Here is a 13,039-nt window from a genome sequence, read left to right as displayed (position 1 = left end):
CTAAACCCGTCCGAGCTGCAAGTGCAAACACGGACGGCGCACCTGCTAAGGGGAATGGGGAAAAGGGAGTCAACAAAGCCATCCCCCTTAACGGCGCGAAGCAAACGTCCAGGCGGACGAATACTACTTGTTGGGGAAGGAATAACCTTCGACCGTCACGTGCAGTACCACGACGCGGGGATCCGCGGCATCGGCCACGACACGGTAGGCCTCGTCAATTTCGACGACGGCAACGCCGCCGGCGGGAATCGTCACGGTCTCCCCCGCCCCCTCAAAGCGCTCGCGATCATCGATATCGCTGTAAGCGCGGGTGCAGGTGAGGCCTGCCTTGGGGGCAACCTCGACGGTCAGGTCGCCGTCGAGCGGAGCGAGCACGGCATGGTAGCGACGGTGACCGACCAGATCGGCGGTTGCGGCCTCGCGGGCATAGACCCACCAGTACACCAACGAGTCGCCGATGGAGTAAGCCACGTCGTGCTGTAGGTCGGCAACGCCATCGAGCGCCTGGCCGGTGCGCATCCACTTCTTGACGGACTTCATCTGAGCGTCGAAATCGGCGCGCGAGTTAAAGACATGCATGGCTTATGCCTCCTTAATGGGTGCCAGCGCCTGAGCCAGATCGGCAGACGTCAGCGGTCGCAGGGACACCTCAAAGCTGAAGCTCTCAAAACGGGTGCGATAGGAATCGAGCACCTCGGAACCCCAAGAGTTCGAGCCAAGGCCGAGCAACTGGTCGTTGATGTTGACCGTGACCGTATCGCCCTTGACAAGGTCGTAGACGTGCTTGGCGTTATCGATGGCCTCGCAGCTATAGGGCCATGCCGAGAACGAGAACGGGTTGGAAGCGGCGTCGCTCGGACGCGTCACGACCAGACCGTCACCGTGGCTAGAGCGCAGGGCAACCCAGCGGGTACCCTCGCGGTTGGCACAGTCCTGAGGCATAACGTAGGGCGTGAACATGTCGTCGACCGTAGTGCGGTAATGACCGACCGGGTTGGCACGCAGCGAGTCCGGATAGTTCTCGCCCGGGCCGTGGCCATACCACTCGACGGCACGATCGCAACCGGGAACCTCAAAGGAGATGCCGATGCGCGGGATAATGTCCGAATAGTCGCCGTAGGGCTCGCCGGAAACCTTGAGGTCGACGCGACCGCTCGGAAGCACGGTGTAGACAAGCTCGACGCGCATGCCGAACGCGCGGACGGGAGGAGCAATACGTTGGCTCACGGTAACGACGACCGCATTGCCGTCCTGCTTCCAAAAAACCTTGCGGGTGGACGTCTGCATTACATCAATGAAGTTGTCCTTCCACAGGGAGTCGTACTCCTGGGCGTGGTTGTCGACGAGCGGATGCCAAAAACCAACCTGGGGACCAGAGGCCATGACGTCACGGCCGGATGCCTTCCACTCGCTCACGGTGCCGTTTACCTTGCTGAAGGTCAGCTCGCCGTTGAGGGAGTGAATGCGAATCTCCTGCTCGGTCTCCTCGACCGTAAGCTCAGGACGAGTGGGAGCCGCAATGGCCGGCGCCGGATGGTTTGCGATGGCAAACTGGTTTGCGCCCAGTTGGAACATCGGCTCGCACCAGACGTGAGCGGCCATGGTGTAGGCGCGCACAGTCAGCAGGGTCTCGCCTACCGCGGCCTCGTGAATCACCAGCGGAAGCTGGACGGACTCACCGGGGGCAACCGCACCGGGCATGAGCGTCTTGCGGCAGACCACGTCGCCGTCCACCAGAGTCTCCGCCGACAGGCAAACATCCTCGAGGGTGGTAAACCAGCGCTTGTTGGTGACAGTCAGCTCGCCCGCCTCGGCGTCATAAGCCATGCGAACCGGGCAGATGACCTGGCCGTACTCGGTAAGGCCCGGGCTCGGCTGCTGCCAGGGGAACACCATGCCATCGATGCAGAAGTTGCTGTTGTTGGGGTAATCGCCGTTGTCGCCGCCATACATGTCGTAGGCAATGCCGTCCTCGGTCACAGCAGCCAGACCGTGGTCGCACCATTCCCAGATAAACTGGCCTTGGATGCAATCCCAGCGATCGAAGACCTCCTGATACTCGGACAGGCCTCCGGGGCCGTTGCCCATGGAGTGACCGTACTCGCAGTTGATGCGCGGCTTGGGGAACGGATGCTCACCAAAGTCGTTCATCTGCGACACACGGGAGTACATCGTGGAAATGACGTCGACGGTATCGGCGTTGCGGTCCTCCTCGTAGTGGACCGGACGACCATCGAGCTCGTGAGCCTTGGCGTACATCGCGCGGATGTTGCAGCCATAGCCGCTCTCGTTGCCCAGCGACCACATGATGATGCACGCGTGGTTGCGCTCCTGCATCACCAGGCGCTCAATACGGTCGACGTAGGCCGGCTCCCATGCCGGGTCGTCGGTAACCAGGGCGATGTTGCCGATATTCTCGAAGCCGTGGCTCTCCATATCGGTCTCGGCGACCAGCATGATGCCATACTCATCACACAGCTCGTAGAAGCGCGGGTCATTGGCATAGTGAGAGGTGCGCACTGCGTTGATGTTGTGCTGCTTCATGAGCTCCAGGTCGCGGCGCATGCGATCGAGGCCCACGGCGCGGCCCTTGTGATCGTCGTGATCGTGGCGGTTGACGCCATGCATCTTAAAGTAAGTGCCGTTGAGGTAGATATGATTGCCCTCGACCGTCACCTCGGCAAGACCCTGGCGATGCGGGACGTACTCGCTGACCTGGTCACCGTCGTAGACCTCAAACGTAAGGTCATAGAGGAAGGGATCCTCGGGATTCCAGAAGTGGGCATCGGTCACGCTGCACTCGGCATGGCCGTCGACGCACTCGCCCGTAGCCACCACGTTCTCGCCATCGCTGAGCGTATACACAACGCGGGTAGCGCCCTCGGCCACCGTATCGAGCGTGATCAGAGCGGCATCGCCCTCGCGGTGCGTGCGGAACCTAAAGTCGACCAGGTGCGCGGCGGGACGCTGCATAAGGTACACATCGCGGAAGATGCCCGATGCCCACCACATGTCCTGGTCCTCGATATAGCTGCCATCGCTGTACTGCAGAACCTTGACCGCAAACAGGTTGTCGCCCTCGACAAGCGCGTCGGTCACGTCGAACTCGGCAGACAGGCGCGAACCCTTGGTCATGCCGATAAACTGACCGTTGACGTACAGCTCGCCATAGCTCTCGATGCCGTCAAAGCGAATGATCTCGCGAGCGCCGGCAGGCACGGCGGGAAGGTTGACGATGCGCTGGTACACGCCCGTGGGATCGTCAGAGGGAACGAACGGCTGATCCACCGGGAACGGGAAGCCCTCGTCGGTGTAGGCAAGGTTGCCATAGCCGTCTACCTGCCACAGGTGCGGAACCTCCACGTGATCCCACTCGGGCTCGTACGTGGAGAGCTCCTCGTTGGAGACGGCAGCGGGGCCCTCAAAGAGGCGGAACTGCCACGAGCCGGACAGCTGGACAAACCCGCGCGACAGCTCGCGGCTGTACGTTGCAGCGAGATCGGCGGTCTCGTAACCCATAAAGTACGCATGGGGTGCCAGGCGGTTCCTGTGGGTGAGCGCTTGGTTTTCCCAATCGTTAATGGCGTCCATGGTGATGCTCCTTCGTCATCGTAGTGATTCTTGTGCAACCGGTTGTCCTTATCTTACGGGCGATGCAAAAAACTGTGCAACCGGTTGTCCGCTGAACGGTCGATTTGGCCGGGTTAACGGTGCAACCGGTTGTACAACCGCGACACTTATGTCACCCTGAGTATCGAAACTCAGCGCAAAACAGCATTCCAGGCAGCAGACAACGGCCGCGCCCATCTATACCCCGCCCTTGTAAGCCATGTTCAACAACAGCTTGAATGTGAAATGCCACCAGTGGCCGGATATCATGAACGCTGTTCAGGCGCACTATAGTAAGCTGTATCCGCACTAGCCCGTATCAGTGACAACATCGACCGCATTTTCCAGGAGACGCCATGACACAACCAGTTCGCACCGCACCTACGCTTGCCGAGGTTGCCGCAGCTGCCGGCGTGTCGCGCTCCACGGCATCGCGCGCCCTCAACGATTCGCCCCGCATTAGCGAGGAAACCAAAAAGCGCGTCCGCGCGGCGGCCAAGGAAGTCAATTTTGTCCCCAACGCTCGTGGCCGAGCGCTCGCTGTCGGGCGCACGGAAATCATCGCCGTGCTCGTGACCGAGCCTCTGAGTGAACTCTTCAGCGACCCCACCTATAGCGAGTTTTTGAGCGGCATTACCGAGGAACTGTCGGAGTCGTCCTATCTGCCCGTTATCTTGCAGGCGTCTTCTACGCATGAGCGCAACCGCGCACGCGAGCACTTTGAGCGCCGCTCGTTCGACGCCGTGATCGACGTCTCTCCCTACAAAGGCAGCGAGCTGCTCGAGGTGCTGCGCGAGCTGGGCGTACCCACCGTGTTGTGTGGCCAGCTCGAGGGCCACCCCTATCGCGATGTGTTCTCGACGGTCTACTCTGACGACGAAGAGGGCGGACATTTTGCGGCACTCGCCATGAAGGATCGCGGGCGCAAAGATATCGTCGCCGTGTTGGGACCGCAAGACAACCCCGCTGTTGTCGACCGCCTGCGCGGCTACCGTGCCGTCTTGGGCGAAGACCTCCCAGACGCAAACGTTATCTATACCGGCTGGAACAGCGGAGACGGCTATCAGGCCATGCACCAGATCCTCGCGCGCGAGATTGCTTTCGATGGCGTGCTCTGCGGATCGGACCGTATCGCAGCTGGCGTCATCACCGCACTCAACGAGGCAGGCCTATCCGTTCCTGCGGACGTTTCTGTCGTCGGCTTCGACGATCACGAGATTGCGGCGCGCTGCGTCCCCGCGCTCACGACCGTCCGCCAGCCCCTGCGCGAAGAAGGACACATGGCCGCCAACATTGCGCTCGACATGATCAAGGGTGCCGAGCCCACCACCTCCGTGATGCACATGCAGCTGATCCAGAGAGACTCGCTATAAGAAACTGGGGGCAGGCTTTCCGCCAGACAGTTGTTGCGGAAAGCCTGCCCCATTATTTTGCCGAATTCTGGGTCGCGCTTTCCCAGAGGACCCCCTTTGGGAAAGCGCGACCCCTTCTGGACGCAGATTCCGAGTTGTAGTTTCCCGGCGCACGACGGCAAGCCTCCAAACCATGACGTCACGACATAAAAAACGAGGGAAGGCACGCGTCCTTCCCTCGTTACGGGCAATATGTAGCCGCTTGCCTACATCAGGCGCAGGCTGACGTCCTTGAGCTGGGCGCCGCTAACGGCACTCGGGGCGCCCGACATGAGGTCGGAGCCGCTGGCCGTCTTGGGGAACGCCATGACGTCACGGATGGAGTCGGAACCGGTGAGCAGCATGCACACGCGGTCCAGGCCCAGAGCGAAACCGCCCATCGGGGGCGCACCAAACTTGAGTGCCTCCATGAGGAAGCCGAACTGAGACTCGGCACGCTCCTCGGTAAAGCCCAGGAGCTTGAGCATGGACATCTGCATCTCGGCGTTGTGGATACGCATACCGCCGCCGCCGGCCTCAAAGCCGTCCATGACAAAGTCGTAGGTGCAAGAACCGGCTGCCAACGGATCGGCCTCGATCTTGGCGATGTCGGTCTCGGTCGGCAGGGTGAAGGGCTGGTGCTCGGCAGCGTAAGCCTTGCGGTCCTCATCCCAGTGGAACAGCGGGAAGTTGACGACCCACAGGAAGTCGTGGCCCTCGCGCTTGATCTCGAGCGCGCTGGCCATGTGAGAACGCATGCCGCCCAGGATCTCGTCAGAGAGCAGACGCGGGCCGGCGGCAAACATCACAAGGTCGCCGGGCTCGACGTCCATGCGCTCGCGCAGGGCTGCCATCTCCTCGTCCGAGAAGAACTTGACGATGGGGCTGTTGATAGAGCCGTCCTCGCGGAAGGCGATCCAAGCCAGGCCCTTGGCGCCAAACGTGGAAGCCACGCCGGCGAGCTTATCGATCTTGGCACGTGCCCAGGCACCGGCGCCCTTGGCGTTAATGGCCTTGACGGCAGAGCCCTCCTCGTTTGCGGCAGTCGCAAAGACCTTGAACTTGGAGTTGGCAAAGATGTCGGTCAGGTCGACCAGGTGCATGCCATAGCGGGTATCGGGCTTGTCGGAGCCATAGGTGTCCATGGCCTCCCAGTAGTCCATGCGACGCAGCGGCGTGGGCATCTCGACGCCCATGCGGCCGAAGGCGTCGGCCAGGACCTCCTCGAGCGCGCTCATGACGTCATTCTGGTCCACGAAGGACATCTCGATATCGACCTGGGTGAACTCGGGCTGACGGTCGGCACGCAGGTCCTCGTCGCGGAAGCACTTGGCAACCTGGTAGTAGCGCTCGACGCCACCGACCATGAGCAGCTGCTTCAGGAGCTGCGGGGACTGCGGCAGGGCGTAGAAGTTGCCCGGCTGAATACGGCTGGGGACGATGAAGTCACGGGCGCCCTCGGGCGTGGACTTAAACAGGGAGGGCGTCTCGACCTCCATGAACTCACGGTTGTGCAGCGCCTCGCGAATGGCAAAGGTGAAGTCGGAGCGCAGCTTGAGGTTGGCCATCATCTCGGGACGGCGGAGATCCAGATAGCGATAGCGCAGACGGGTGTCCTCGCTGGTCTCGATGCCGTCCTCGATCTGGAACGGCGGGGTGACGGACGTGTTGAGCACCTCGGCGTGGTCGGTCAGGACCTCGATCTCGCCGGTCGCGAGCTTGGTGTTGGTGGTCTCCTCGCCACGGGAGCGCACGACGCCGTGGATCTTGATGGGCCACTCGGGACGCATGGTCTCGGCGATCTTAAAGGCGTCGCCGTCGGAGTGCTCGGGGTCGAAGGTGAGCTGCGTGATGCCCTCGCGGTCGCGAAGGTCGCAGAAAATAAGGCCGCCGTGGTCACGGCGACGGCTCACCCAACCGGTGAGGGTGACCTCTTCGCCCACGTTCTCGCGGCGAAGCTCGCCGCAGGTACGGGTGTGCATGGAATGCTCGTCGATGGGACGGGTCTGGCTCATACCAGTGATCCTCCTTTATGGATCTGTGCCGCCCCGTGTCGTTCCGGGCGGCGTCGTACAGATTTGCCCAGCCTGCGTAAACCGCGCAGCCAGACATGGCGTTCTATCTTATCGCACCTGTGTCGATGTGCCGCGGAAAAGTAACTCTTGCCCAAAGACTTGACGGAGACGAAACAATTGACGCACCGCGGCCGTCGCCAAGGCGCGCCACGTGCGACAATGTGCCCCAATACAACTGCACTCGGAAAGGCCCGCCATGACTGCACGCCTCATCGTTATGGATATCGACTCCACACTCATCAACCAGGAGGTCATCGACCTGTTGGGCGAGGAGGCCGGCGTAGGCGAGCAAGTTGCGCAAATCACCGAGCGCGCTATGCGCGGCGAGCTGGACTTTAAGCAAGCGCTCGAGAAGCGCGTGGGGCTGCTCGCCGGCCTGGACGAGAGCGTGTTCGAGCGCACGTTTGAGCGCGTGACGTTTACCCCCGGCGCGCTGGAGCTTGTGCGCTCGGCGCACAGCAAGGGCTGGAGGGTCGGCGTGGTAAGCGGCGGCTTCCACGAGGTCGCTGACAAGATCGTGGCTGCCGCGGGTATCGACTTTTGCCTCGCTAACCGCCTGGAGGTCGTGGACGGCAAGCTCACCGGTAAGTTGGCTGCCGACATTGTGACCAAGGAGTCCAAGCTCATCCAGCTGCTGGACTGGGCAGTTGAGTGCGGTGTCGACATGACCCATACCGTGGCAATCGGCGACGGCGCCAACGACATCCCCATGATCCAGGCCGCGGGCACTGGCATCGCGTTTTGCGCCAAGCCCAAGACGCGCGAGGCAGCCCCGTTTGCCATCGACGAGCGCAACCTGATGCTCGCCATGGACATCATCCTGCGCGACTAGCCGATCTGTCTAACAATTGAATCAGTCTGTCCTATAGTTTCCGAACAATTTTGTCTTAGTGTTCGGAAAAACACCCTTTGAGTGCTAGACTTTGCGCCGTCGAAGGGAACATATATGGATAAGCGAGATCTAGAGCAGCTACTGAGCGATGTTGCCGGCGGATCAGTCACCCCTGCCGACGCCCTCACACGCATCCAGACGGCTCCGACCGCCGATTTAGGCTTTGCGCAGCTCGATCTTTCGCGCGGAGTGCGCCAGGGAGCCGGCGAGGTTGTCTACGGTGCCGGTAAAACCGCCGAGCAAATTGCCGCCATTATCGAAGCGCTGCGCGATGCCGGCCAGGAGCGCATCCTGGTCACGCGCCTGGATGCCGAAAAGGCAGCCCGCACCTCGGAGCTCCTCGGCAACGGCATCGACCTGGGATATGTCCCGGACGCGCAGCTCGCCCTCGTGGGCGGCAAGCCCCCCCCTACCGGCAACGGACGCATCGTCGTCGCCTGCGCCGGCACGAGCGACCTGCCCGTCGCCGAGGAAGCCGCGTTGACGGCCGAGTTCTATGGCAACGAGGTCGACCGCCTCTACGACGTAGGCGTCGCCGGCCTGCACCGCCTACTCGCGCATGCCGAGGAACTTGCCCAGGCACAGGTGGTCATCGCCATCGCCGGCATGGAGGGCGCGTTGGCGAGCGTTATCGGCGGCCTGGTGAGCTGTCCGGTCATCGCCGTTCCCACCAGCGTGGGCTACGGCGCAAGTTTTGGTGGCGTAGCCGCACTGCTCGCCATGCTCAACTCCTGTGCCAGCGGCGTATCGGTCGTCAATATCGACAACGGCTTTGGCGCCGCTTACCAGGCAAGTCTTATCAATCATCTGAGCGCCGGCACACCCCGCGCCCGCTAAGGAGCATTCCATGTCCAATCATCAGCACACGCTTATCATCGACGGCACCTCGGGCATCAGCGGCGACATGACCGTCGCGGCCCTGCTCGACCTGGGCGCCAGCGAGGAACATCTGCGCGAGCAGCTCGCCACGCTGCCGGTCGATGGCTTTACGATCGCCGTCACGCGTGCAAACAAGCATGGCATCGACGCCTGTGATTTTGACGTCCAGCTTGCAGAGGAGCTCGAGAACCACGATCACGATATGGCCTGGCTCTACGGCAACGAAACAGCTGCCGAGCACACGCACGAGCACGAGCACGAGCACGAGCACCACCATCATGACCATGGCGAGCACGAGCACTGCCATGAGCACGTGTACGCGCACGACCACGACCACGACCACGACCACGACCACGACCACGAGGGTCACCATCACGCCCACCACCATCACCACCGTTCTTTGACGGACGTCACCGACATCATCGACGGCTCGCAGCTAAGCGATGGCGCCAAGCGTCGCGCCCTCGCCATCTTTACCGCACTCGCTGCTGCCGAGGCCAAGGCTCACGGCAAAACGCCCGAGACCGTCATGTTTCACGAGGTGGGCGCCGTCGACTCCATCGTCGACGTCTGTTCTGTCGCCATCTGCCTCGACGACCTGGGTATTGAGGACATCGTGGTCGAGTCGCTCTCCGAGGGCCACGGAACCATCCGTTGTGCCCACGGCCTCATGCCTATCCCCGTCCCCGCTGTCGTCAACCTGTGCCAGGCGGGCAATATCGCCCTCACGCCTGCACCGGTCGCCGGCGAGCTCGTGACGCCCACGGGCGCCGCCATCGTCACCGCGCTGCGCACGTCCGAGCACCTGCCGGCACGCTACCGCATCGAAGCCGTCGGCTACGGCGCCGGTAAGCGCCCCTACGAGGGTTGCTCCGGCACGCTCCGCTGCCTGCTCGTTCACGCGGACGCATAGCCATGGATGCCCGCAAAGAAAAAAGCCGCGCTGCCATCGTTGCGGCGTTCTCCGAGCTGCTACGCGAAGAGGACTACGGCAAGATCACCGTCGGCGACATCATCGCTCGTGCCCATGTTGGTCGAGCCACGTTCTACGGCCTCTTTAAGAGCAAAGACGACCTACTGTCCGAGCTCGTGAGCGACATCTGCACCCACGCCCTCGACGACGATGGCACACCGCTCGACGACCCATTCGTGCAGGTCGAGCATATCCTCAACAATCTATGGGAACGTCGCCAGGGCGTCCGAGCGCTGGTAGCCGGCGCCGGCTCACGCGTCTTCGCCGACTGTCTCCGCAAGACCATCATGACGCGCGCAGCCGAAACCGTCCCCGCCGACCCAAACGGCCCCGCCGCCACTATGGACCGAAGCTTCCTACTACATCACATAGCCTCAAGCTTCGTAGCCACCGTCCAATGGTGGGCCTGGCACAACTTCCAAGCAGATAAAGCCGACGTAGCCAAAGACTACCTCTCGGCCATAAAGCCCCTCTTCAACTAAGTAAACCCCTCATCTCAAAGTTCCACCCCAACCCAAAGCACAATCCATCCCAAAGTGTCGACAGCAGCCCAACGCCCCTACCAGCAACAAGCCCCTCCCATCCAAATTCAGATATATATTGGGTTGCTTGTACGAACGCAACAAAGATCCCGCAGCTGTCCGCATGGGGTAACTTCCCAGCGCATTCCGCAGGACGCAAAAAGGCTCGCCGCACGAAGTGCGCAGCGAGCCTTTTTGCATGTCCGAGGACGCGCTGGGAAGTTACCCCATGCGGCCAGCGGACAACTATGTAGCCTCAGACTAGAACATGCCCAAGAAACCATGCACAAACAGCGCGGCCAGAGCGGCACCGACAAACGGAGCGATGCCAGGAACAAGCAGGCCATACTTCCAGTTGTTGTCGGCCTTGTTCTTGATCGGCAGCACCTGATAGGCCATGCGAGGACCAAGGTCACGAGCCTGGTTCATGGCGAAGCCAGTAATGCCGCCCATGCCCATGCCAACAGCCCAAACGATCAGACCGACGCAGATAGCGAGCATCAAAACGTTCTCGCCGGCACGGCTAGCAGCAGCAAGGATGGCACTGATGAACACGAAGGTGCAGATAGCCTCGCAGAAGAAGTTGCGAGCATAGTTCGTGCCCTCGGTGGTGGGGTTGGTCGAGAAGATATTGCGCTGGGCAATGGGATCGACGACACCATCGGAAGCCTTGAACTCATCGGCATACATAAGCCACGCGATCACGGCACCCGCAAAGCCGCCGAGCATATCGGCAATCATGAAGGGGATGCAGCTGCTCCACGGCACCAGGCCCACGATGCACTGGGCAAGCACCATGGCGGGGTTCATGCACACGGCGCCGCCAAAGATAAACAGGGCGACCGAGATGCCAAAAGACCAGGTGGTGATTGCAAACATGTGGCCGGAGCCCTGATACTTGGTGCCCTTAAGCACGGTATCGCAGTGCACGCCCACGCCAAAGATGATCATGAGGGCCGTTGCGCCGAATTCGCAGAGGAGTTTGGTAAGCATAAAACCTTATCTTTCTTGTCGGTTATAAACGATTCGTTTAGGCCGCGTACTAGTGCTGAGCGACGACAACGCCCAGGCCATCGGGAATGACGGCCACCTTGGCATCGGCACCCTTCATCTCAAAGGCGAGCTTGAGCGCCTCATCGAGGGTGTTGACCGGCGTCATGTGCATATCCTTGATCATCTGGTGATCGCACAGGTCGGTGACCATGATCACAGGGTGATGCGCCAGGATGCGGGCAAAGATCTGGCTCGTCCACTGGTCGGGCAGGGTCTCGTCCTTAGGACGGTCGATGCAGGCACGCTCAAACTCCGCCGGATCGTTGTCGGCGATGTTGTGATAGAAGCCCTCGCCACCGTGGCCGTCGGCACAACCGGCGACGTCGATGATCACGCCGCCCTCGGGAAGCGTGGCCTCGGCAGAGCACATGCCCTTCACGGCCTGATAGATGTTCTGGTCGAGCGGGTAGCCGCCGTTGGTGGTGATGGCGATCTCGCACTCGACGGGCTCAACGCCGGCAAGGCTCTTCACGAACTCGCAGCCAGCCTCGTGTGCCTTATGGATGTCGCCTGCAAAGGAGCCGATAACCTCATGCTTGCCGTTGAGCACCACGTTGAGCACAAAGGCAAGGTGAGCCATCTCGGCAGCGGCAAACATGTCCTCGCTCACGTGGTTGTGGCACAGGTTGCCGGCACGCGAATGGGAATCGTTCACAAACTGACCGTTGTGGTTGTACATGATGGTCTTGTAGCTGGCGATACCAGGCAGGACGGACTTGCGGCTACCAGAGAAACCGGCAAAGAAGTGCGGCTCAATAAAGCCCTCGGCAAGCAGCAGATCGCAATCGGCAGCAATCTTGTTGATGATGCACTCGCCACCAGAAGGCAGGGTGCCGATCTTTTTCATCATGCTGTCGTCAGTCGCGACGTGCATAACGATTTCCTCGTTGGCAACAATCTCCTCGCCGTACTTGTTGACGAGTTCCTCGTGCGTCGACGGACGATGCATACCCGTAGCAACCAGAATGCGAACGCGAGCCTCAGGCGCAGCGGAGTGGATGTGATGCAGCAGAATAGGCATCGTCACACGCGAGGGAACGGGGCGCGTATGGTCGGAGCTAATGATGACAATATCCTTTTTGCCAGCACAAAGCTCCTCGAGCGAAGGCGAGCCATAAGGGTTGGCAAGCGACTCCTCCACCAGTTCTTCCTGCGATTTCGTGGTCTTAAACTCGTTTTGATGACCTTCCATCACACCCGCGAAGTTCTTATCCTCGAGCTCCAGATGCAACGTCTTGTGGTCAAACGGCAGTTCACATTCAAACAATGACGAGCGCCCTCTTCCTTTCAACTGACACACTAGATTAACCGTTGGAAGGATACGCCGCTCACCGAAAAACACCACCGTCCACCGACTCGTTAACACAACGTTCATATTTGACCCACAACAAAACAGCCGTGCTCCAAAACGGGACCGCGGCCGCTACAGTCATAAGGCGAGAAGCGCCAAATGCGCCACCGGGATAGACCCCATCCAAAACGCGCGAAGCGCGCCAGCTTTTCCCAGCCAGTAATCCGCCGAAGACCGAACATCGCAGGGCCCGCCATTAGTTTACTTTTAGGCACATTCCGCACTGATATTTTCTGTATTGAAGACGTCGATGGTGCACCCGTATACCATTGACGTCGACACCATCAGATGCGGA

The 13,039-nt window shown here is 60.9% G+C and carries 10 protein-coding genes; 5 read left to right on the top strand and 5 right to left on the bottom strand.

The window, feature by feature from the left end; all coding sequences use genetic code 11:
* Positions 1 to 123: 123 nt before the first annotated feature.
* Positions 124 to 579 carry a NanQ anomerase/TabA/YiaL family protein gene (locus AB5767_RS04930; protein WP_343006822.1) on the bottom strand — a complete coding sequence of 152 codons (456 nt, stop codon included), beginning with the start codon at positions 577 to 579 and terminating at the stop codon, positions 124 to 126.
* Between the two features lie 3 nt (positions 580 to 582).
* Positions 583 to 3,591, bottom strand: a complete 3,009-nt coding sequence (locus AB5767_RS04925; protein ID WP_368132830.1) for a glycoside hydrolase family 2 TIM barrel-domain containing protein — start codon at positions 3,589 to 3,591, stop codon at positions 583 to 585.
* 374 nt (positions 3,592 to 3,965) lie between these two features.
* Here AB5767_RS04925 and AB5767_RS04920 point away from each other — a divergent pair, with 374 nt between their 5' ends.
* A complete protein-coding gene (locus AB5767_RS04920; RefSeq protein ID WP_368131827.1) occupies positions 3,966 to 4,982 on the top strand; it encodes a LacI family DNA-binding transcriptional regulator in 1,017 nt (338 codons plus the stop codon).
* A 245-nt stretch (positions 4,983 to 5,227) separates the two neighbouring features.
* Here the strand turns inward: AB5767_RS04920 and aspS are convergent, their stop codons facing one another.
* A complete protein-coding gene (aspS, locus tag AB5767_RS04915) occupies positions 5,228 to 7,015 on the bottom strand; it encodes an aspartate--tRNA ligase (protein ID WP_195919286.1) in 1,788 nt (595 codons plus the stop codon).
* 256 nt (positions 7,016 to 7,271) lie between these two features.
* Between aspS and serB the strand changes: the two genes are divergently transcribed.
* The 4 genes from serB (at position 7,272) to AB5767_RS04895 (ending at position 10,301) form a co-directional block, all read left to right on the top strand.
* Positions 7,272 to 7,907: a phosphoserine phosphatase SerB gene (serB, locus tag AB5767_RS04910; protein ID WP_346981717.1), complete on the top strand. Its 636-nt coding sequence runs from the start codon at positions 7,272 to 7,274 to the stop codon at positions 7,905 to 7,907.
* A gap of 114 nt (positions 7,908 to 8,021) precedes the next feature.
* Entirely contained in the window at positions 8,022 to 8,804 is a 783-nt protein-coding gene (gene larB, locus AB5767_RS04905; protein WP_368131828.1) for a nickel pincer cofactor biosynthesis protein LarB, read from the top strand.
* 10 nt (positions 8,805 to 8,814) lie between these two features.
* Positions 8,815 to 9,759 carry a nickel pincer cofactor biosynthesis protein LarC gene (larC, locus tag AB5767_RS04900; RefSeq protein ID WP_368131829.1) on the top strand — a complete coding sequence of 315 codons (945 nt, stop codon included), beginning with the start codon at positions 8,815 to 8,817 and terminating at the stop codon, positions 9,757 to 9,759.
* 2 nt (positions 9,760 to 9,761) lie between these two features.
* Positions 9,762 to 10,301: a TetR/AcrR family transcriptional regulator gene (locus AB5767_RS04895; RefSeq protein WP_368131830.1), complete on the top strand. Its 540-nt coding sequence runs from the start codon at positions 9,762 to 9,764 to the stop codon at positions 10,299 to 10,301.
* 300 nt (positions 10,302 to 10,601) lie between these two features.
* Here AB5767_RS04895 and larD read toward each other — a convergent pair whose 3' ends face one another.
* On the bottom strand, positions 10,602 to 11,333 hold the full coding sequence (gene larD / locus AB5767_RS04890) for a D/L-lactic acid transporter LarD (RefSeq protein WP_138374572.1): 732 nt from the start codon (positions 11,331 to 11,333) through the stop codon (positions 10,602 to 10,604).
* Positions 11,334 to 11,382: 49 nt separating this feature from the next.
* Positions 11,383 to 12,660, bottom strand: coding sequence for a nickel-dependent lactate racemase (larA, locus tag AB5767_RS04885; protein WP_022093875.1), 1,278 nt, complete (start codon positions 12,658 to 12,660; stop codon positions 11,383 to 11,385).
* Between the last annotated feature and the right edge of the window lie 379 nt (positions 12,661 to 13,039).

It is taken from the genome of Collinsella aerofaciens, from assembly GCF_040926265.1.
GTDB classification, from domain to species: Bacteria; Actinomycetota; Coriobacteriia; order Coriobacteriales; family Coriobacteriaceae; genus Collinsella; species Collinsella aerofaciens_BB.
Note: the sequence above shows the minus strand (reverse complement) of the source record. Positions and strands in the feature narration are given on the sequence as shown.